At 72.3% G+C, this 20,403-nt stretch carries 16 protein-coding genes; 8 read left to right on the forward strand and 8 right to left on the reverse strand.

Features of this window, described 5'->3' with window-relative positions; all coding sequences use genetic code 11:
- The first annotated feature begins 50 nt into the window (after positions 1-50).
- Positions 51-476: a hypothetical protein gene (locus tag KIS93_RS62430; protein ID WP_155127988.1), complete on the forward strand. Its 426-nt coding sequence runs from the start codon at positions 51-53 to the stop codon at positions 474-476.
- Between the two features lie 13 nt (positions 477-489).
- Here the strand turns inward: KIS93_RS62430 and KIS93_RS62435 are convergent, their stop codons facing one another.
- Positions 490-1,401 (reverse strand): hypothetical protein, encoded by a 912-nt coding sequence (locus KIS93_RS62435; RefSeq protein WP_080040405.1) that lies wholly within the window; start codon positions 1,399-1,401, stop codon positions 490-492.
- Positions 1,402-1,549: 148 nt separating this feature from the next.
- Between KIS93_RS62435 and KIS93_RS62440 the strand changes: the two genes are divergently transcribed.
- On the forward strand, positions 1,550-2,782 hold the full coding sequence (locus KIS93_RS62440) for an NAD(P)/FAD-dependent oxidoreductase (RefSeq protein ID WP_080040406.1): 1,233 nt from the start codon (positions 1,550-1,552) through the stop codon (positions 2,780-2,782).
- A gap of 93 nt (positions 2,783-2,875) precedes the next feature.
- The gene (locus tag KIS93_RS62445; protein WP_246005579.1) at positions 2,876-3,715 is read left to right on the forward strand and encodes a DUF3152 domain-containing protein; all 840 of its coding nucleotides are present in this window, start codon (positions 2,876-2,878) and stop codon (positions 3,713-3,715) included.
- Here the strand turns inward: KIS93_RS62445 and KIS93_RS62450 are convergent.
- Positions 3,604-4,176 (reverse strand): TetR/AcrR family transcriptional regulator, encoded by a 573-nt coding sequence (locus KIS93_RS62450; RefSeq protein ID WP_222108203.1) that lies wholly within the window; start codon positions 4,174-4,176, stop codon positions 3,604-3,606. The two genes, KIS93_RS62445 and KIS93_RS62450, sit on opposite strands and share 112 nt — an antisense overlap.
- 123 nt (positions 4,177-4,299) lie before the next feature.
- On the opposite strand from KIS93_RS62450, the gene KIS93_RS62455 reads away from it, so the two are divergent.
- The 3 genes from KIS93_RS62455 (at position 4,300) to KIS93_RS62465 (ending at position 7,380) form a co-directional block, all read left to right on the forward strand.
- Positions 4,300-5,088 carry an SDR family oxidoreductase gene (locus KIS93_RS62455; RefSeq protein WP_080040408.1) on the forward strand — a complete coding sequence of 263 codons (789 nt, stop codon included), beginning with the start codon at positions 4,300-4,302 and terminating at the stop codon, positions 5,086-5,088.
- Between the two features lie 91 nt (positions 5,089-5,179).
- Positions 5,180-6,301: an MBL fold metallo-hydrolase gene (locus KIS93_RS62460; protein ID WP_080040409.1), complete on the forward strand. Its 1,122-nt coding sequence runs from the start codon at positions 5,180-5,182 to the stop codon at positions 6,299-6,301.
- Positions 6,302-6,327: 26 nt separating this feature from the next.
- Positions 6,328-7,380 (forward strand): pirin family protein, encoded by a 1,053-nt coding sequence (locus tag KIS93_RS62465; protein WP_230466332.1) that lies wholly within the window; start codon positions 6,328-6,330, stop codon positions 7,378-7,380.
- A gap of 340 nt (positions 7,381-7,720) precedes the next feature.
- On the opposite strand, the gene KIS93_RS62470 is transcribed toward KIS93_RS62465, so the two are convergent.
- The 6 genes from KIS93_RS62470 to KIS93_RS62495 form a co-directional block, all read right to left on the reverse strand.
- Positions 7,721-10,471, reverse strand: coding sequence for a serine/threonine-protein kinase (locus KIS93_RS62470; protein ID WP_080040410.1), 2,751 nt, complete (start codon positions 10,469-10,471; stop codon positions 7,721-7,723).
- A gap of 281 nt (positions 10,472-10,752) precedes the next feature.
- Positions 10,753-11,706, reverse strand: a complete 954-nt coding sequence (locus KIS93_RS62475; RefSeq protein ID WP_080040411.1) for an ABC transporter permease — start codon at positions 11,704-11,706, stop codon at positions 10,753-10,755.
- Positions 11,703-12,674, reverse strand: coding sequence for an ABC transporter permease (locus tag KIS93_RS62480; RefSeq protein ID WP_080040412.1), 972 nt, complete (start codon positions 12,672-12,674; stop codon positions 11,703-11,705). Before KIS93_RS62480 ends, KIS93_RS62475 begins: the two co-directional genes overlap by 4 nt.
- Positions 12,667-14,196 carry a sugar ABC transporter ATP-binding protein gene (locus tag KIS93_RS62485; RefSeq protein ID WP_080040413.1) on the reverse strand — a complete coding sequence of 510 codons (1,530 nt, stop codon included), beginning with the start codon at positions 14,194-14,196 and terminating at the stop codon, positions 12,667-12,669. The genes KIS93_RS62480 and KIS93_RS62485 overlap by 8 nt, the downstream gene beginning before the upstream one ends.
- A gap of 1 nt (position 14,197) precedes the next feature.
- Positions 14,198-15,265 carry an ABC transporter substrate-binding protein gene (locus KIS93_RS62490; protein ID WP_080040414.1) on the reverse strand — a complete coding sequence of 356 codons (1,068 nt, stop codon included), beginning with the start codon at positions 15,263-15,265 and terminating at the stop codon, positions 14,198-14,200.
- A gap of 61 nt (positions 15,266-15,326) precedes the next feature.
- Complete coding sequence (locus KIS93_RS62495; protein ID WP_222108204.1) at positions 15,327-17,843, reverse strand: PA14 domain-containing protein; 2,517 nt, start codon at positions 17,841-17,843, stop codon at positions 15,327-15,329.
- A gap of 163 nt (positions 17,844-18,006) precedes the next feature.
- Here KIS93_RS62495 and KIS93_RS62500 point away from each other — a divergent pair, with 163 nt between their 5' ends.
- Together KIS93_RS62500 and KIS93_RS62505 are read left to right on the forward strand one after the other, a co-directional pair.
- Positions 18,007-18,807, forward strand: a complete 801-nt coding sequence (locus KIS93_RS62500; RefSeq protein WP_222108205.1) for a DeoR/GlpR family DNA-binding transcription regulator — start codon at positions 18,007-18,009, stop codon at positions 18,805-18,807.
- Between the two features lie 65 nt (positions 18,808-18,872).
- Entirely contained in the window at positions 18,873-20,366 is a 1,494-nt protein-coding gene (locus KIS93_RS62505) for a sugar ABC transporter ATP-binding protein (RefSeq protein ID WP_230466333.1), read from the forward strand.
- The last annotated feature ends 37 nt before the right edge of the window (positions 20,367-20,403 follow it).

Genomic DNA, 20,403 nt, shown 5'->3' on the forward strand with positions numbered 1-20,403 from the left:
CCCTCACACAACGGAAAGGTGATGTCGTGCGCCTGCTCGCAGGTTTGACGATGACTGCCGTGCTCGCCGCCGGGCTGCTGGCCGCCTCGCCCGCCTCCGCGGCCGAGGCCGTGCCGTTCGCGGCGGACTCGGGCGACACGTGCCGCCGCGGGGTCGCGGAGGGCACGCTCGAACGGTACGACGGCCCCGTCCTGCATCCCGCCGTCGACGTCGAAGGCATACTCTCCGACGAGGCACTGCCGACGATCTGCTTCCCCGACGACATGCACTCCACGGTCACGTTCAGCGGCTACCGGGGTGCCGATCTCGTGGACTCCGAGACGTACAAGGCGGATGACGAGCAGGTCAAGTTCGCCTTCGAGCTGTCGAACGGGTTGCTGAGCATCGACCGGGTGGTCGTGCAGGTGTGCCGGTTCAGCAACTCGCCCGTGGGGATCAGCTACTGCGGCAAGGCGCAGGAGTACAAGATCCCCTGAGCGTACCCCCAGGTCAGGGTGCGGGCGTCACGATGAGGGCGCCGGGCGGCCCTTCGGGGAAGACCCAGACGTGCCGGCCCGCCGCGATCATCAGCGCGGGCGGCGCGTCCAGCCCCAGCCTGACCACGCGCAGCGCGGCGCCGGCGGCCGGGGCCAGGACGAACAGGTCACGGCCGCCGCCCGCCAGCACCCCGTTCGCGCACACCAGGAACGGCACCGGCCCCTCCGGCGCCCGCACGAGCCGGCCCGGTTCGCCCGACCACGCCGACACCCGCAGCAGCCCGCCCGTCACGCTGATCCACAGGGATCCGGCGCAGACGGTCATGGCGCCGCGCCGGCGCCGTCCGAGATCCACCTCCTGGGGGCCGCCGCGCAGCACGTCGTCGCGCTTCGACGTCCACCACAGGCGCTCGCCCTCGACGGCGCACGCGTCGAGCGCGGGCAGCTCCAGCGGCTCCCCCAGCTCTCCGGGCCCGGTCAGGCGGCGGGCGACGCCGTCGCCGACGGCCCAGATCGCGCCGCCGCCCGCGACCACCCGGCCCTCGAACGGGGCGGCGGCGACGGGCCCGCCGGACGCGTCGAGCCAGTGGACGCGGTCCCGCGCGGCGCCCGCCAACATACCGCCGGACAGCGGGCCGTCCCTGTGCAGGGTCTGCCCCGGTGACCCCGCGAACGACCTGGGCACCACCACGGTCTCGGCGAGCGTGCCCGGCACCGCGCCGACGGCGGGCACCGTGCCGGGCACCGCCGCCAGCGAACGCAGCGCCGGCGGCTCCCGGCTCAGCAGCGTGCCGCCCTCCAGGAGGCGGCCCGACGGCGTGTAGACGCGTACCCCGTCGTCCGCCGCGCACCAGACGGTCGAGCCGTCGGAGGCGACCGCGCGGACCGGGTGCGGCAGCTCGATCCTGGTGACCGCGACGTCCATGCGCTGAGAGTAGACCCGCGCAGGACCGGCCGGACAGTCATGATCCGGATCCCGTCCCAGGCACGGGGAGTACGGCGGCGGGTAAACCGCGCGGCAAGTGCAGGATCCGGTCGTCGGCGCAGGTCACCCCTGATGCGATCATTTGTCCATGCGTGCAGTGGTGATCGGGAGCGGCATCGTGGGGGCCGGCGCGGCCTACCACCTGAGCCGCCGGGGCGCGGCGGTGACGGTGGTGGACGCCTGCTGCCAGGGCGGGGCGACGCAGGCGGGCGCGGGCATCGTGTGCCCGTGGGTGGACCATCCGGAGGACGACGACTGGTACCGCCTGACCCGCGAGGGCGCCCGCGCCTACCCGGCGCTGGTCGAGGAGCTGGGCGAGGACATCGGGTACGCCAAGGTGGGCGCGCTGCTGGTGGCCGAGGACCCGGTGGACCTGGAGCCGGTGCGCACGCTGCTGCGCCGCCGCCACGCCGAGGCCCCCGAGATGGGCGACGTGGTGGACGTGGACACGCCGACCGAGCTGTTCCCGCCGCTGTCCGACGGCCTGAGCGCGCTGCTCGTGCCGGGCGCCGCCCGGGTGGACGGCCGCTCGGTGCGCGACGCGCTGCTGCGGGCCGCCGCGGCGCGGGGCGCGCGGCTCCGTACGGGCATCGCGACGCTCACCGGGGACGGCGAGGTGCTGGTGTACCAGGCGGACACCGAGCACGGCACCCGGTGGAGCCCGGCCGTCGCGGCCGCCGCGGCGGGCTCCGGGGCGGATGGGAGCGAGGCCACGTCGTGGCGGCAGTCCGCGCCGCTCGCCTCCGCCCCGGAGCCCGCCGCGCCCGCGAGCCCGGAGGCGTTGCGGCTGACCGGCGAGGGCGTCCCCGTCGAGGCGGACGTGGTGATCGTGGCCGCCGGCGCGTGGACCGGCGAGGTGTGCCGGCCGCTCGGCGTCGAGCTGCCGGTCTTCCCCCGGCGCGGCCAGATCCTGCACGCCACCATGGAGGGCGTGGACACGGCGTGGTGGCCGATCATCCTGCCCAGGATCGGCCCGTACCTGCTGGGGTTCCCCGACTCGCGCGTGGTGGTGGGCGCGACGGTCGAGGACGTCGGGTTCTCGCCGCGGATCACCATGGGCGGCCTGGACGAGGTGATCGAGGCGGGGCTGCGGGTGGCGCCCGGGCTGTTCAACGCGACGGTCACGGAGACCAGGGTCGGGCTGCGGCCCGTGTACGCCCCGGGCCGGGCGCTGATCGGGCCGCTGAGCGAGCGGGTCGTGGTCGCCACGGGTCTGAGCGCGTACGGGCTGACGGCGGGGCCGTTCACGGGCGAGATCGCGGCGGCGCTCGCGCTCGGCGAGACCCCACCCATCGACATCGCCCCTTATGCGCCCGCGTAAATCGGACTTTCAATACCCCCGACCCCTTTAGCGGGGCAAGCGGCAACGTAGCATCGGATACCTCCCCACCGTTGACGACGTGGGGAGGCCGCCTTGCCGCTGCTCGCACTGCTCCTGCTGCTGCTCCTGGCCGCCGCCGGCTGCGCCACGAGCCCGCCCGCGGCACCCCGGCGCCTGCCGTCCGCTCCGCCTCGGAGCGCGATTCCGCCCAAGCCGCTCGCGCCCGGCCGGGAGAAGGTGCGGGTCCCGCACTCGGCCTCGGGCCGTTACGCGGTCGTCCGGGGCGGGGCGCCCGCGCGGCGGGGTCGTGGCGAGGTGGTGCGGTACCTGGTCGAGGTGGAGCGCGGGCTGCCGTTCGACCCGGCGGAGTTCGCCGCCGAGGTGCATCGCACGCTCAACGACGTGCGCGGCTGGGGCCGCTTCGAGCGGGTGGACCGGGGGCCGGTGCGGGTGCGGGTCGCGCTGTCCAGCCCCGGCCTGACGATCCGCCAGTGCCTGCCGTTGCGTACGGGCGGCGAGCTGTCCTGCTGGAACGGCCGCCGCTCCGTCATCAACGCGCTGCGCTGGGCCGAGGGCGTCCCGCAGTACGGCGGCGACCTGACCGCCTACCGGCGCTACCTGATCAGCCACGAGGTCGGCCACGGCCTCGGCCATCACCATCGCCGCTGCCCAGGCCCGGGCGGCCGGCTCCGGTCATGGTGCAGCAGTCAAAGTCGCTGGGCCGCTGCCGGCCGAACCCGTGGCCGTTCCCCCACCGGGGCCCGGACAAGCGCTGACCAGCACCTTCACAGGCCGCGCGCGGCACCCTTCCAGCGCCGGCGCTACAGGCCCTGCCCCGCGCCGACCCCGCGCAGCAGCGTGTCGACCAGGCGGGTGGCCATGGCGTCGGGGTCGCCCTCGCGGTCCTGCGCGGCCTCGTGGCACAGCGCGTAGTAGACCCGCTTGGCCCAGACCACGTCCACGTCGGCCCGCAGCACCCCCGCGTCCTGGGCCCTCCTGAACAGCTCCTCGCAGCGCCGCTCCACGTCGGAGTGCACCCTGGCCACCTCGGGGTCGTCGGACAGGGCGCGGCTCATCGCGAAGCCCCAGTCGATCTTCACGCGGAGCACGTTGGCGGTGGCCTGGTAGAGCGCGACCAGCGGCGGCGTGCTGTCGGTGTGCGCGGCGTCCATCGCCTCGGCGAACTGCCGGGTGGCCCACGCCGCCATCGCGTCCACCAGCGCCTCGCGGGAGGCGAAGCGCCGGTGCACGGTCGTGCGCGCCACCCCGGCCGCCTCGGCGATCTGCTCCATGGTGGCCGCCGGGTTCCTGCTGAGCACGCGTTCGGCGGCCTCCAGGATCGCGCGCACCGTGCGCTCTGCGTCGGACCGCAGCGCTCGCGTCGTCTCACTCACACCTCACAGGGTACGGCATCGTCCCCTTTATCCCCGAACTTGCGTCATCGATGTTGCAGGTTCTAGATTAACGGCGACATCGCCGACGCGACTGATCGTCGCGACTGATGAAGGAGATCCGTCATGGACATGCGACTCACCGGCAAGACCGCCGTGGTGACCGGCGCGAGCAGGGGCATCGGGCTCGCCGTGGTGCGGGCGCTGGTCGCCGAGGGCATGCGGGTCGCCGCCGCCTCGCGCACCGTCACCCCCGAGCTGAAGGAGACCGGCGCGGTCATCCTGACCGCCGACCTGTCCACCCCCGAGGGGCCCGCCGAGGTGATCGAGCGGGCCACGGCCGAGCTGGGCGACCTCGACGTGCTGGTCAACAACGTGGGCGGCGGCGACTCGGGCACGGAGCTGGTCGGCGGGTTCCTGACCGTCAGCGACGAGGTGTGGCGCGAGGTCCACGACCTCAACCTGCTCAGCGCCGTGCGCGCCACCCGCGCCGCCCTGCCGAGCCTCCTGCGGCGGGGCGGCGCGGTGGTCAACATCTCGTCGAACGGCGCGCGCATGCCGGCCGTCGGCCCGATCGCGTACACGACCGCCAAGGCCGCGCTGACCGCCTTCGGCAAGGCCCTGGCGGAGGAGTTCGGCCCGCAGGGCGTGCGGGTCAACACCGTCTCGCCCGGCGCGGTGCTCACCGCGATGTGGGAGTCCCCCAGCGGCTACGGCGCCGCGGTGGCCGAGGCCCACGGCGTGGAGCACGAGCGGTTCCTGGCGGGGCTGCCGTCGAACGCCGGAATGACGACCGGTAGGTTCATCCAACCGGACGAGGTCGCCGCTCTGGTGACATGGCTGGCATCGCCGCACGCCGCAAGCGTCTGCGGCGCCGACTACGTCATCGATGGAGGGGCGATCAAGACCGTCTGACCTATCGCGATATATCGTAGAAAACGGGAACACCGGGGAGTCCCGTCCGGTTGGGACGGGACAGACGAGACATTCCAGGGGAGAGTGGGCGATGGCAGGATTGCGGACGGCACGGCGGATCCTGGTGGGCGGCGCGACCCTCGCCGCGGCCGGGTGGGCACTGCGCGAGGTGCCCGCCGAGCTGGGCGTGCGACCCTTGACGTCAGGACCGGAGCGAGCGGCGCGGATCCGGCGCTCGCCGCAGTTCAGGGACGGCACGTTCGTGAACACGATGCCCGAGCGGACCACCCTCGTCAGCGGCCCGCCCGTCGGGCTGCTCGGCGAGCTGGCCAAGGACAAGGAGCAGCGCCGGCCCGCCGGCCTGGTCCCGATGCGCGTCCCGCCGTCCACCTCGCCACCCGCCGACGGGGTGCGCGCCATCTGGTACGGCCACGCCTCCACGCTCGTGGAGATCGAGGGCAAGAGGGTGCTGTTCGACCCGGTGTGGAGCAAGCGCCCCTCCCCCTCGCAGCTCGTCGGCCCCAAGCGGCACCACCCTGTGCCGGTCGCGCTGGGCGAGCTGCCCCAGGTGGACGCCATCGCCATCTCCCACGACCACTACGACCACCTCGACATGGCCACCGTGCGCTCCCTGACCCGCACCCAGAAGGCGCCGTTCCTGGTGCCGCTGGGCATCGGGGCGCACCTAGAGCGGTGGGGCGTGCCCGCCTACCGGATCATCGAGCTCGACTGGGACGAAGAGGCCGAGGCCGGCGGGCTGCGCTTCGTCGCCACCGCCGCCCGCCACTTCTCCGGCCGCTCCCTCACCCGCAACGACACGCTGTGGGGCTCCTGGGTCGTCGCGGGCAAGACCAGGCGCGTCTTCTACGCGGGCGACTCCGGCTACTTCGAGGGCTACCGCGGCATCGGCTCCGCCCACGGCCCGTTCGACCTGACGCTGATGCCGATCGGCGCCTACAGCCCGGCCTGGCCCGACATCCACATGACCCCCGAAGAGGCCGTCAACGCCCACCTCGACCTGGGCGGAAAGCTGCTGCTGCCGGTCCACTGGGCCACCTTCACGCTCGCCCTGCACCCGTGGGCCGAGCCGGTGGAACGGCTGTGGCGGGAGGCCAAGGCCCGCGACGTCAAGATCGCCGTACCCCGCCCCGGCGAGGCCGTCGACGCCTCGGCCGCTCCGGCGGTCGAGGGCTGGTGGGAAATGCTGCACTGACGTTCCCGGCGCGTACAGTCTTTGCCGTGAGCAACCTGGAGCTTGACCCTCGCGAGATCCACTGCGGCACCGCCGCCAGTGCCGGTGACAATGCCGACGCCAGCGCTGGCGGCAGCGCTGGCGGCAGCGCCGCTGCCGACGCTGGTGCCGGTGCCAGTGAGGCCGGCGCCGGTGCTAGTGGCACCAGGGCCGACGGTGGTGCCGTCCGCGAAGTGCTGGAAGGGCGCGAGGTGCTGGAAGGGCGCGAGGTGCCGCTCGGCGGGCCGCGCGCGATGGCCGTCAGCAGGACGCTGCCCGGCGTCCACCGGCGCATGATCGGCGCCTGGTGCTTCGTGGACGCCTACGGCCCGCAGCGGGCCACGATGCGGGTGCCGCCGCACCCGCACACCGGGCTGCAGACGGTGAGCTGGCTGGTCGCGGGCGAGGTACTGCACCGCGACAGCCTGGGCACCCTCCAGGAGATCCGCCCCGGCCAGCTCAACCTCATGACCGCCGGCCGGGGCATCTCCCACTCCGAGGAGTCGCCCGAGACGGTGCTGCACGGGGTACAGCTGTGGGTGGCGCTGCCGGAGGCGTCCCGGCACGTCGAGCCCGGCTTCGAGCACCACCCCACGCTGCCGGTGCTGTCGGGGCCCGGCTTCGAGGCGACCGTCGTCATGGGAACGCTCGGCGGTGTCACCTCACCCGCCACCGCCTACAGCCCCCTCGTCGGAGCCGAGATCGCGGTCGAAGGGTCCTGCGAGGTGCCGGTGAACCCGGCGTTCGAGCACGGCCTGCTCCTGCTCGACGGCGAGATGACCGAGGTGGAGCGAGGGCCGCTGGTGTACCTGCCGCCCGGCCGCTCCGGCGTGCGGCTGTCGGGCCGCGGTCGGGTGCTGCTGATCGGCGGGGAGCCGTTCGGCGAGGAACTCGTCATGTGGTGGAACTTCGTCGGACGCTCCCACGACGAGATCGCCGCCTTCCGCAAGGAATGGATGGAGGGCGAGACCTTCGGCACCGTCGAGGGCTTCGACGGCGCGCCCCTCCCCGCCCCCATCCTCCCCGGCACCCGCCTCAAGCCACGGGGCCGGGTCCGCTAGCCGCGACGAGCATCCCGCCCCTGGCCGCGGCCGACGTTCCGAACGCTGTTGGCGGCCGGTATCCCGGCGCCAGTCGCGGCAGGCGTCCGGCCCCTATCGCGGCCGGTGTCCTGGACCGTAGTCGCGGCCAGTGTTGCGGGGGCTGGTTGCGGACAGTGTTCCGAGCGCTGATTGCGCTGGTGTTTCGGGCGCCGGTTGCGGGCAGGCATGCCGAACGTGATCGCGGCCGATGTTCCAGACCCTGATCGCCGTCGGCGTGCCGAACCCTGGCCGTGGCAGGCATTCCGGACCCTGGTCGCGGCCGATCTTCCGGGCCCTGATTGCGGCCGGTGTTGTGGGGCTAGTTGCGGCGGGTGAAGGTGTAGATCATGTCGAGGTCGGGGGCGCCGGTCGGCACGTCGGCCATCGTTCGTACCGCCGCGCCGTCGAAGTCGATCACCTGCACCTGCTGGTGGCCGCTGCCGCCGCCCCGGTTCACCCAGCAGACCAGGTGGTTCTCGTCGTACCACGTGGCCATGCCGTAGCAGGGCGTCACGACGCGTATCACCTCGGCGCCGGTCGCCGACTCGTAGACGCAGCTGTTGCCGTTGCCGAGCCCTGGGCAGTCGGTGACGAACCGCTTGCCCGACGGCGAGAACATCATGTCGGCGATGCCCCCGCCCACGTTCGGCACGCTACGCACGCGCCGGCCATCGGCGTCGAAGAAGCGCAGCGTCTGCTGCTGGGCGTCGAGGGCCAGGGCCACCACGCCCACGTCGTTGTGGTCGAAGCCGTACCTGATGTCCTTCAGCGAGCCTTCGCGCAGGGACGCGAGCGTGGCCTCCCGCTTGATCACGTCCACGATGGCGAAACCCGTGGACTGCCAGGTGTCGCCCGACGGCTTGCCGACGTTGACGAGCACGCGGGTGCTGTCGCGCGACCACGCCTGTACGTACGCGCTGAGCGGCTCCTTCGAGGTACGGATCTCGAACCGCTGGGCCGTCACCTTGTCGGTGATCTCCACGCTGTCGTAACCGTCCACATAGGTCTTGCCACGCTGGGCCAGGTAGCGGCCGTCCGGTGAGAGCATGCTCTCCCACATGTTCTTGAAGGGCGTGAAGGAGCCGGTGAGGGAGTCGCGCGTGTAGTACACCCAGTCGCCGGACTTGGCGTCCTTGAGGAGGTATGTGGTGAGCTTGATCGGGTCGGCAGGGCTCTCGTAGATGGTGGCGGTGGTGTCGGGAAGCCGGACGCTGGTCAGGCCCGCCGTGGGGATCGGGGACGAACTCGGGCTCGGGCTCGGTGTCGCCGGGATGGACGTGAGCCGGGTCGGCTGCGCCAGGGGGTCGGCCGGCCGGTTGACGACGGTGACCACGACGACGGCGATGGCCGCGAGCAGCGCCACGGCCGCGACACTCGCGCCGATCACCCAGTTCCTCCCGCTGCGGCGCGGCGGCGGCTGCGGGGACGGCCAGGTCGCCTGCCGCCCGAACTCCGACCCACCGGGCGGCTGGTAGGACGGTGGCTGGAAGGCGGGCGCCTGGTAGGGAGACGAAGGCGCTTGGAAGCCGGGCGCTTGAAAAGCGGGCGGCTGCGTCTGCTGCCCGAAGCCAGGCGCGCCACCTGGCACCTGCGCACCCGGCGCGCCGCTCGGAGGGAGCGGCTCCGCGGAGAGCGACGCGAACGCGGACGCCGCCCCGGACGGCGGCGACCACAAGACCGCTGGCTGAGGCTGCGGGCCTGAGCCCGCAAGCTGCGGCCCCGAGTTCGGAGCCGACGAGCCGGGAAGCTGTGGCTCCGAGCCCGGCATGCCGCCCGGCGCCTGTGCGCCCGGCGCGCCGCTCGGCGGGGGCCACTCCGCGGAGGGCGGTGCGAATGCAGGCGCTGCCCCGGACGGCGGCGACCACAAGGCCGCCGGCTGAGACTGCGGGCCTGAGCCCGGAAGCTGCGGCCCCGAACTCGAAGCCGACGAGCCCGGAAACTGCGGGCCGGTGCCTGGAGCAGGCGCGCCCGGAAGCTGCGGCTCCGAGCCGGGAGCCGACGGGCCCGGAAGCTGCGGCTCCGAGACCGGCATGCCGCCTGGCGCCTGTGCGCCCGGCGCGCTGCTCGGCGGGGGCCACTCCGCGGAGGGTGGCGCGAACGCGGGCGCCGCCTCGGACGGCGGCGACCACGAGGCCGCTGGTTGCGGGTGCGGCCCCGAGGCTGGTGTGCTGTCCGCACAGGGCGGGGGCGTGCTCGGGGGTTGCCATGGTGGCTGGCGGGGGCCGCCGGCCAGGGAGGATGCCTGGGGGGTGGGTGCGGGGGTGGGTCCCGGTTGTTCCAAAAGGCGGACGAGCACCTGTTCGGCCGTTGGGCGGAGAGCGGGGTCCTTGGAGAGGCAGGCGGTGGCAATGTCGTGGAGGGGGGTGGGGAGGTCGGTGAGGTGAGGTGGGGTGTGCAGGACTCGTTGGATGATGTCCGGGACGGTTGCGGCGTCGAACGGGCCGCTTCCGGTGGCCGCGAACACCATCGTGGCGGCCCACGCGAACAGGTCGGCCGCCGGCCCGATCGGGTGGTCGAGGATTTGCTCGGGTGCCATGAAGGCGGGTGTGCCCACCGGCATGGAGGTGATGGTCGAGGTCGCGTCCAGTGCTCTGGCGATGCCGAAGTCGATCACTCGGGGGCCTTCCGCGCCGAGGATGACGTTGGCGGGGCTGAAGTCGCGGTGCACGATGCCGGCCTGGTGGACGGCGGCGAGGGCGGTGGCGGTGCCGACGGCCAGGCGGCGCAGGGAGGCTCCGGTGCGGGGGCCCTGCTCGGCGACGGCTCGGGCGAGGGACGGGCCGTCCACGTACTCGCTGATGATGTAGGGCCGTTCCTCGTGCACGCCGGTGGCCAGGACGCGTGCGGTGCAGAAGGGTGCTACGCGCTGTGCGACCGCCGTTTCCCTGGCGAAGCGTTCGGCCGCCACCGCGTCGCCGGCCAGGTGGGGGCGCAGCCACTTGATCGCGACCCGTTCGCCTTGGTCGTTCACCCCCAGGTAGACGACGCCCTGCCCACCCTCTCCCAGACGTGCGCGTACTTCGTGGCCTCCGAGAACGGCGGGGTCTCCTGCTCTCAGCTCAGTCGGCATATGCGCAGTATGGGCGTTGTGAGTTGCAGCCCGCTTTCACGTGCTGACCGGCGATGGCGCTCCAAGGTGAAGGGTTGCTCCCGGGCGACGGGCGCCTCGCGGTGAAGGGTGCCGGCAGAGTGAAGGGTGCCGGCAGAGTGAAGGGTGCCGGCAGAGCGAAGGGTGCCGCAGAGCGAAGGGTGCCTCGCAGTGAAGGGTTGCTCCACGGCACAAGGTGCTTCTCCGGAGGGGCTCCACGGCACAAGGCGCTTCTCCGCGAAGGGCTGTCCCACGGCCGAGGGTCAAGTGAGGCGTTGGGCCTTGCTCAGCAACCTCTGCGCCACCACCACGAGTGCCAGGAAAGCACCGCTGACCACCTGCTGGAAGGCGGAGGTGAGGCTGCCGACCTGGTTGATGATGCTCTGGATGACGCCCAGCAGCAGCACCCCGGCCACCGACCCGCTGATGCCGCCGGCGCCGCCGGTCAGGAGGGTGCCGCCGATGACGACGGCGGCGATGGCGTCGAGTTCGAGGCCGATGCCGAGGATGGTCACGCCGGAGGAGAGGCGGGCGGCGTTGAGTGCGCCGGCGAGGCCGGCGAGCAGGCCGGACATGACGTACACGTACACCTTGGTGCGGGCGACGGGCACGCCCATGAGCGCGGCGGCCTGCTCGTTGCCGCCGATGGCGTAGACGTTCTGGCCGAAGCCGGTGCGCTGGAGCAGCACCATGGCGGCCAGGGCGAGGGCGATGGTGACGTAGACGGGGTAGGACAGGCCGAGGAGCTCGTTCTGGCCGAGGGCGGCGAAGGTGCGGTCCTCGACGAGGTACGTGGTGGCGCCCTCGTCGGAGATGGCCAGCATGAGGCCGCGCACGCCGAGGAGCCCGGCGAGGGTGACGATGAACGGCGCCATCCCGGTCCGGGCGATCACCAGGCCCTGGAGCAGCCCCACGATCCCGCAGACGGCCAGCGGCAGCAGCAGGGCGGCGAGCAGCCCGTGGCGGGAGCCGTAGGCGGCGAGCACGCCGCCGAGGACGAACAGCGAGCCGACGGACAGGTCGATGCCGCCGCTGATGATGACGAACGTCATGCCGATCGCGATGATCGCGAGGAAGGAGGAGGACACGACGACGCTGGCGGCGTTGGCCGGGGTGGCGAAGGAGTCGAAGGCCAGGCTGCCGACGATCACCAGCAGCCCGAGCACCATGACGGCGCCGTGCTGCTGGAGCAGGCGGCTGGTCTGCTCGCGGTTCATCTCGTGCCCCGCTTCCTGGTGGCGTAGACGGCGGCCAGGATGATGACCGCCTGGACCATCTGGGTCCACGACTGCGGCAGGTTGTGCTTGATCAGCGTGGCCGCGAGGAGCTGCATGAGCAGCGCGCCCATGACGGTGCTGAGCACCCGGATGCGGCCGCCGGTCAGGGGGGTGCCGCCGACGACGACGGCGGTGATCGCCGACAGCTCGATGAACAGGCCGAGCGAGGTGGGGTCGCTGGCCTGGAGCCGGGCGGTGGCGAGCACGCCGGCCAGGGCGGCGAGCAGGCCGGAGATCACGTACACGGTGAGCAGCACCCGCTTGACGGGCAGGCCGGACAGCTCGCTGGCGGAGCGGTTGCCGCCGATGGCGACGACCTGCCGGCCGAACGTGGTGCGCCGCACCACGAACAGCACGATGACGGTCAGGGCCGCCGCGATGAGCACGATGACCGGGATCCCGGCGACGGAGCTGCTGCCGAGGGCGATGAGGCCGGGGTTGCGGAACTCGACGAGCTGCGGCACGAGCACGTTGGCCAGGCCGCGCACGCCGACGAGCAGCGCGAGGGTCGCGACGATGGGCTGCACGCCGACGTAGGCGACCAGTGCCCCGCCCGCGGCTCCGACGACGGCGCCGCCGATGACGGCGACGATGAGGGCGGGCAGCCAGCCGTATCCGAGGTAGAGCACGGTGAGGGCGGCGGCCAGCGCCATCACGGAGCCGACGGACAGGTCGATGCCCTGGGTGCCGATCACGAGCGCCATGCCCAGCGAGACGATCACGATGGGGGTGACCTGGACGAGCTGGGTGCGGAAGTTGGAGGCGTCCAGGAAGTGGGGGGTGAACAGCACGTTGAACAGCAGGAGCGCCAGGACGGCGGCGTACACGCCGTAGTCCTGCACCCAGGCGTAGACCTGTGGCTTGCGCACGGCGACCCGGCCGCCCTGCCTGGATGTCAGCTCAGCCATCGGCCTGCTCCGCGATCGTGGCCATGATCCTCTCCTCGGTCACCTCGTCGCCCGACAGCTCGCCCACGACCGCGCCCTCGCGCAGCACGAGGATGCGGTCGGCGCCCTCGACCAGCTCCTCCAAATCGGAGGAGATCAGCAGCACGCCCAGCCCTTCTTCGGCCAGCTCGTCGATGAGCGCCTGCACCTCGGCCTTGGCGCCGACGTCGATGCCGCGGGTGGGCTCGTCCAGCAGCAGCACCTTGGGGCGCACGGCCAGCCAGCGGGCCAGCAGGACCTTTTGCTGGTTGCCGCCGGACAGCTCGGAGACGAGCTGGTGGGGTGAGGCGGCCTTGATCCTCAGCCGCCGCATGAAGATCTCGACCACCCGGTCGATCTTCGCCTCGGACACGACGCCCGCCCGGCCGAGGGCGGGCAGCGCGGCCAGGGCGATGTTCTCGCGCACGGACAGGGTGGGGATGATGCCCTCCGCCTTGCGGTCCTCCGGCAGGAGGCTGACGCCGGCCCTGATCGCGGCGGCGGTCGAGCCGGCCCGCAGGGGCGCGCCGGCCACGAGCACCTGCCCGCCGTCCAGCGGCAGCGCGCCGACGATGGCCTTGGCCGTCTCGGTACGCCCGGCGCCGAGCAGGCCGCCGAGCCCGACCACCTCGCCCGGCCGGACGCTGACGTCCACGCCGTCGAGGACGTGCCGCCGGGTCAGGCCGCGCGCCTCGACGACCGGGGCCTGCCCGTTGCGGTGCGGCTCGCCCGCGTGGTCGCGGGAGAAGCTGGTCAGGCCGTCGGAGCGGACCTCGTTCAGGTCGCGGCCGAGCATGAGCGAGATCAGTTTGAGCCGTTCCAGCTCGGCCAGCGGCCCGGTGTGGGCGAGGCGGCCGTCGCGCAGCACGGTCACCCGGTCGCACACCTGGTAGAGCTCGTCGAGGCGGTGGCTGACGTACATGACGGCGATGCCGCGCTCGCGCAGCTTCCTGATCACCCCGAACAGCGTCTCGACCTCGCGCGGCTCCAGCGACGAGGTGGGCTCGTCCATGATGACCACGCGGGCGTCGACGGACACGGCCCGCGCGAGGGCGACCATCTGCTGCGCGCCCACGCCGAGGGTGCGCAGCGGGCGGCGGACATCGGTGTCGACGCCGTAGCCGGCCAGCACGCGTTCGGCCTCGCCGTACATGGCGGCGGCGTCGATCACGCCGAACCTGCCGCGCGGCTCGCGGCCGAGCAGCAGGTTGCGGGCCACCGACATCATGGGGACGAGGTTGACCTCCTGGTAGATCGTCTGGATGCCGGCGCGCTGGGCCTCCATGGGGGTGGCGAAGGCGGCGGGGCCGCCCTGGTAGCGCAGCTCGCCGCCGTCCGGCCGGTAGACGCCGGTGAAGACCTTGATCAGGGTGGACTTGCCCGCGCCGTTCTCGCCGACCAGCGCGTGCACCTCGCCCGGGCGCAGGGCGAGGGACACGTCGTCGAGGGCGAGCACGCCGGGGAAGCGTTTGCTGATCCCCTTGGCCTCGAGTACGGCTTCCAACTCAGTACGCCTCACCGAGGGAGTCCTTGGCGTTCTCGCCGGTGTAGTCCCGGTCGGAGATGATCACCTTGTCGGGGATGGCCGCGCCGTCGAGGAACTTCTGAGCGGTCTCGAAGGCGAGGGGGCCGAAGCGCGGGTTCGACTCGATGACCGCGTACAGCCAGCCGTCGGCGATGCCCTGGACGGCGCTGCGGGTGCCGTCCACCGAGACGATCTTGATGGTGCCGGGCTCCTTGCCGGCGCCCTTGAGCGCGGTGACCGCGCCGAGCGCCATCTCGTCGTTCTCGGCGTAGATGCCGTTGATGTCGGGGTTGGACTGGATGAGCTGCTCGGTGACCTGCTGTCCCTTCTCGCGGGCGAACTCGCCGGTCTGCTCGAAGGAGATCGTGATGCCGGGCGCCTTCTCCTTGACGCGGTCCTTGAAGCCGTTCGTCCGCTCGGTGGTGACGTTGTTGCCGGGCGCGCCGAGCAAAATAGCGACCTTGCCCTTGCCGCCGAGCGCCTCGATCATCCGGTCGGCGGCGCGCTTGCCCTGCTCGTAGAAGTCGGAGCCGATGAACGTCAGGTAGTCGCTGCACGCCTTGGCGTTGATCTTGCGGTCGACGGTGATGATGGGGATCTTCTTGGCCGCGGCCTGCTGGAGCACCGGCTCCCAGCCGTCGGAGTTGAGCGGCGCGATGACGAGGAGCTGCACGCCTTGGGCGATGAGCTGCTGCACGTCGGTGATCTGCTTGGAGAACTGCGACTGGGCGTTGGTGACCTTGAGGTTGGTGATGCCCAGCTTGGCGGCCTCGTCCTTGATGGACTTGGTCTCGGCGATGCGGAACGGGTTGGCCTCCTTCTCCGACTGGGAGAAGCCGACCACGGCCGTCTTGAGGTCGAACTTCGTGCCGCCGAACTGCTGCAGCGTGCAGGTCGGGCCGGCGGAGCCGCTGGGGCTCTGGACGACCTGCTGCCCGGCGGTGCCGGTGGCGGCGGGCGCGGCCTGCGGCTCCTCCGCCTTGGCGCAGGCCGCCGCGGTGAGGAGGACGGCCAGGGCCAGGGCGGCCGTCCGGAGGTGGGGGGTCATCGCGGGTCCTTCCTATCAGGTGCCGCGCCCGGGGCACGAGGGCCCCGGGCGCGGCGGTGGATCAGCTGCAGGTGGGGTTGATCGCGCTCGTGAGCGCCTTGTGGGCGTCGTGGACGCGCTTGACGTCGGGCTTGGTGATCGCCCTGTCGTACGTCATGAGGCCGTTGATCTCGGTCTCGACGTCGGTCGTCTGGGTGTAGATCGCGGCGCTGAGCTGCTCACAGGCGTGCAGCTTCTCCAGCTCCTTGACCATGCCCACGTAACGGGTGGTCAGGGACTCGGGGTCGGGCTCGACCGCGTAGCCCCAGCCGCCGCCGGACCAGGTGTGGCCGACGATGGGCAGGGCCAGGCCGCCGTACTCGCCGATCACGTTGGCCCGGCTGCCGGACGGTTTGCCCGGGTTGCCGGGGCCCGGGTAGATGTGGAAGTCCTTGACGTCGCCGTTGCCGCCGTCCACGGCGCCGCAGCAGTTGACGCCGCTCATGTTGTTGACCAGGCGCGAGGGGTCCCAGCTCTTGACCAGGTTGGCGATGCGCGCCTGGTCGTACTGGCCCCAGCCCTCGTTGAACGGCACCCACATGATCACCGAGGGGCTGCTGCGGTGCTGGTCCACCATCTCCTTCAGCTCGGCCTCGAACTGCGGCCGGTCGGTGGTCTTGAACGCGGCCGGCATGTCCTGCCAGACCAGCAGGCCGAGCTTGTCGGCGTGGTAGTACCAGCGGTCGGACTCGACCTTGGTGTGCTTGCGCACCGCGTTGAAGCCGAGCGCCTTGGTCTGCTCCAGGTCGTAGCGCAGGGCCTCGTCGGTCGGCGGGGTGTAGATGCCGTCGGGCCAGAAGCCCTGGTCGAGCGGGCCGATCTGGAAGACGGGCCGCCCGTTGAGCAGCATCCGCCAGCCGGAGACGGAGATGGAGCGCATCCCGAAGTACGACTCCACCTTGTCGTTCTTGAGCCGGACCTCCAGGTCGTACAGGTGCGGGTCGTCGGGCGACCACAACTTCGGGTTCGGGACGGGCAGGCGCAGCTCCTTGCCGGTCTCGCCGCGCACAGTGCCGACGATCCGGCCGCCGTCCCTGGCGGTCACGGTGGCGGTGCCGGGCGAGCCGTGCACGGTCACGTACAGGGCCTGGCCGCGCAGGTCGGGCTCGGTGTCCACGCGCTCGATGTGGTCCTTGGCGACCGGCTCGATCCAGACGGTCTGCCAGATGCCGGACGCCGAGGTGTACCAGATGCCGCTCGGGCTGAGCCGCTGCTTGCCGATGGCCTGGGCGCCCTCGTCGGTCGGGTCGAACACGCCGACCACCAGCTCCTGCCGGCCGGAGCCCTTGAGCGCGTCGGTGACGTCGGCGCTGATCCGGTCGTAGCCGCCCTTGTGGGTGGCGACCTGCTTGCCGTTGACGTAGACGGTGGCGTCCCAGTCGACGGCGTCGAGGTGCAGCATCAGGCGCTCGCCGCGCCAGCCGCGCGGCACCTCGAACGTCCTGCGGTACCACATGCGCTCCTCGTGCCGCCCGATCCCGGACAGCTGCGACTCCACCGGGTACGGCACCACGATCTTCTCGGCCAGGTCCTTGCCGATCGGCGCCGCCTCGCCCTCCTTGGCCGGCGCGAACTGCCAGATGCCGTTGAGGCTGCGCCAGCGCTCGCGGGCGAGCTGCGGCCTCGGGTACTCGGGCAGCGGGTTGTTCCTGTCGACCTGGTCGGCCCACTTCGTCTTGAGCACGTACGTGGAGGCGTTGACGACGTGCGCGAACGGGTAGGCGGGCAGCGGGGTGCCGTCGGCGTAGGTGATGCCGCCGTTGCCGTCGTAGGAGGTGCGCACGGTGCTGCCCGCCTTCGCGGGGACCTGCGCGCCCAGCTTGAGCTCGACGGTCTCGGGGCTCTTCTGCGTCGCGGAGGTGACCGGCCAGGCGGCGGCGCCGACGGTGACGGCGAGCTTGCGCGCGGCGTCGGCGGGCAGCGCGGCGAGCGGCTTGGCGTAGGTCAGGGTGACGAGGTCGCCGGTGGTGTTGAGCCGGGCGTCGTACGGGCCGTCCGGCTGGAAGTCGGCGGGCACGGTCAGCGCCTCCATGGGCACGACGGCCTTGGGCTGGCTGGGGCTCTGCCAGCGCAGCCGCAGGTTGGCGCCGCCGTAGTGCTCGAAGTACTCGACCTTGATGTCGTACTTCTTGTTCGCCTCAAGGGCGATGGGGGTGCCGACCTGCTCCTTGTCCCAGTCGTCCACCCAGTGGTCGATGACCGGCTGCCCGTTCACCCAGAGGCGGAAGCCGTTGTCGCCGATCATGGAGAAGGTGTAGGTCTCGGAGTACTTGGGGGTGATCTGTCCCGTCCATCGGACGGTGACGTCGTCCTCCCGGCCGGTCAGCAGCTTGAACGTGGGGTTCAGGTCGGCGAGGTCCAGGTTCGGGTCGATGATGCTCGCCTTGAGCTCGGCGAAGTCGAACGTGCCCGCCGCCGAGGCGAGGTAGTAGTCGCCGCGCAGCCCGTTCCGCTCGGGAAGGGCTGCCGAGGCGGGGGCCGGCATCTGCCATAACACGGACATCAGTACGGCCAGCAGCAACGCGAGGCGCTTACGCACGGGGGGTCCTTTCGCAACGCAGCCGATCAGGTTCGGACAGCTTTTGACCCTGACACGCTCCAAAGTAAGCACCAGCGGACGCAGCCGGTCAAGATTTCCGATCAGATTCGTTCTCGTTCGGTCAGAGGTGAACGCGCCGGTCGCGATCGACTATGATCGGGTCGTGAGCGACACGCAGAGTGACGGACGCAGGCCCGTGTTCGCCGCCGAGCGCCGGCAGCGCATCCTGGAGCTGGTGCGTGCCAACGGCGCCGTGTCGCTGCGCGAGCTGGCGCAGGCGGTGCACTCCTCCGAGGTGACCGTCCGCCGCGACCTGCGCGCGCTGGAGTCGGAGGGCCTGCTCAACCGCCACCACGGCGGCGCCACCCTGCCCGGCGAGCTGTCGCGCGAGGCCGGCTACGCGCACAAGGTGTCGCTGGAGGCGGCCGAGAAGGGCGCCATCGCCGACCTGGCCGGCGCGCTCGTCGAGGACGGCGACGCCATCGTGATCGGCCCCGGCACCACCACACAGGAGTTCGCCCGCCGCCTGACCAGGCACGCCGAGCTGGCCGTGGTCACCAACTCGCTGCTGGTCGCCCAGGTGCTGGCCGGCTCGCCGCGCATCGAGGTGATGCTCACCGGCGGCACGCTGCGCGGCCCGATCCTGGCCCTGGTGGGCAGCGCGGCCGAGCAGTCGCTGGCCGGGCTCCGGGTGCGCCGCGCGTTCATCTCCGGCAACGGGCTGACCGCCGAGCGCGGCCTGTCCACCCCCAACATGCAGGTGGCCGGCGTCGACCGGGCACTGGCGGCGGCGGCGGAGGAGGTCGTGGTGCTGGCCGACCACACCAAGGTCGGCGTCGACACGATGGTGCAGACCGTGCCGCCCGACCGCATCGACCACCTGGTCACCGACGACGCCGCGCCCCGCGACGTGCTCGACGACCTGAGCGCGCGGGGCGTTCGCCTGCACGTCGCCCAGTTCTGATCGAATGTGACAGTGCCGTTACTGGATTGTTTCCTTTCTCGACCACGATCGAGGCGGAGGCAACCGTGCTACAGGTCGCTGGCGTTCTCAAGGCGTTCCAGGGTGTCACCGCCCTCGACCACGTCACCATGTCCGTGCGCACCGGCGAGGTGCACGCCCTGGTCGGGGGCAACGGCGCGGGCAAGTCCACGCTCGTGAAGGTGCTGTCGGGCGTGCACCAGCCCGACGCGGGCGAGCTGCGCCTGCTGGGCGAGCCCGTCAGGTTCGCCGGGCCCGCCGACGCCCGGCGGGCCGGGATCGCCACCATCCACCAGGAGACGAACCTGGTGCCGACGATGAGCGTGGCCCGCAACCTGCTGCTGGGCAGGGAGCCGCGCAACCGCCTCGGGCTGATCGACGCCGGGGCCGTGCACGCCCGCGCCGAGGAGGTGCTGGCCGCGTACGGGCTGGAGGTGGACGTGCGCCGCCCGCTCGGCTCGCTCGGCGAGGGCGCCTGCCAGATCGTGGCGCTGGCCCGGGCCGCCTCCGCCGACGCCCGCCTGGTCATCATGGACGAGCCCACCACCGCGCTCGACCACGCCGAGCTGCGGACCCTGTTCGCGGCCGTGGCCCGGCTGCGCGAGCAGGGCCGCTCGGTCATCTACGTCACCCACCGCATGGAGGAGCTGTACGGGATCTGCGACCGCGTCACCGTGCTGCGCGAGGGCCGCGTCGTGCACACCGGCCCGCTGGCCGGGCTCGACCGGCTGCGGCTGGTCTCGCTCATGCTCGGCCGGCCCTTCCACCACCCGGCTGGGGCCGCGCCGCAGGCGGGCGAGCCGGACGTGCCCGCCGACGCGCCCGTCCTGGAGGCCAAGGGGCTGACCCGCCACCACATGCTGGACGGGGTGTCGCTGGAGATGCGGGCCGGCGAGGTCGTCGGCCTCGGCGGGCTGCTCGGCGCCGGCCGCAGCGAGACCGCGCGCGCCATCGCCGGCGCGCTGCCGGTGGACGCCGGCCAGGTCACCGTGGCGGGCGCGCGGGCCCGCAAGTGGTCGGTCAGGAGCGCCGTACGCGCCGGGATCGGCCTCGTGCCGGAGAACAGGAGGACCGAGGGCATCGTGCCGACCCTGTCGGTACGCGACAACATCGCCCTGGCCGCGCTGCCCCGCCTGTCCCGGGCCGGCATCGTGTCCGACACGCAGGTCGACAGCATCGTGGCCACGTTCATGCGGCGGCTCGGCATCAAGGCCGTCTCGCCCCGCCAGCCGGCCGGCGAGCTGTCGGGCGGCAACCAGCAGAAGGTGCTGCTGGCCCGCTGGCTGGCCATGCACCCCAAGGTGCTGCTGCTCGACGAGCCCACCAGGGGCGTGGACGTGGCGACCAAGCTGGAGATGCAGGCGCTGCTCGACGAGCTGGCCGTGGACGGCCTGGCCATCCTGCTCATCTCCTCCGACGTGGCCGAGCTGGTCGAGAACTGCGACAGCGTCGTCGTGCTACGCGACGGCGCCATCACCGAGCAGCTCACCGGCCCCGAGGTCACCGAGGACCGCCTGCTGGCCGCCCTCGCCAAGGACTAGCGCGCCCCCGTACGGGCAGGTCGTCAGGGGGAACGGG

The organism is [Actinomadura] parvosata subsp. kistnae (assembly GCF_900323885.1).
GTDB classification, from domain to species: Bacteria; Actinomycetota; Actinomycetes; order Streptosporangiales; family Streptosporangiaceae; genus Nonomuraea; species Nonomuraea composti.

Excerpts from the sequence above, each read along its gene's own strand:
- KIS93_RS62430 (WP_155127988.1), top strand. The coding sequence starts at position 51 with ATGACTGCCGTGCTCGCCGCCGGGCTGCTGGCCGCCTCGCCCGCCTCC.
- KIS93_RS62435 (WP_080040405.1), bottom strand. The coding sequence starts at position 1,401 with ATGGACGTCGCGGTCACCAGGATCGAGCTGCCGCACCCGGTCCGCGCG.
- KIS93_RS62440 (WP_080040406.1), top strand. The coding sequence starts at position 1,550 with ATGCGTGCAGTGGTGATCGGGAGCGGCATCGTGGGGGCCGGCGCGGCC.
- KIS93_RS62455 (WP_080040408.1), top strand. The coding sequence starts at position 4,300 with ATGGACATGCGACTCACCGGCAAGACCGCCGTGGTGACCGGCGCGAGC.
- KIS93_RS62460 (WP_080040409.1), top strand. The coding sequence starts at position 5,180 with ATGGCAGGATTGCGGACGGCACGGCGGATCCTGGTGGGCGGCGCGACC.
- KIS93_RS62470 (WP_080040410.1), bottom strand. The coding sequence starts at position 10,471 with ATGCCGACTGAGCTGAGAGCAGGAGACCCCGCCGTTCTCGGAGGCCAC.
- KIS93_RS62475 (WP_080040411.1), bottom strand. The coding sequence starts at position 11,706 with ATGAACCGCGAGCAGACCAGCCGCCTGCTCCAGCAGCACGGCGCCGTC.
- KIS93_RS62480 (WP_080040412.1), bottom strand. The coding sequence starts at position 12,674 with ATGGCTGAGCTGACATCCAGGCAGGGCGGCCGGGTCGCCGTGCGCAAG.
- KIS93_RS62490 (WP_080040414.1), bottom strand. The coding sequence starts at position 15,265 with ATGACCCCCCACCTCCGGACGGCCGCCCTGGCCCTGGCCGTCCTCCTC.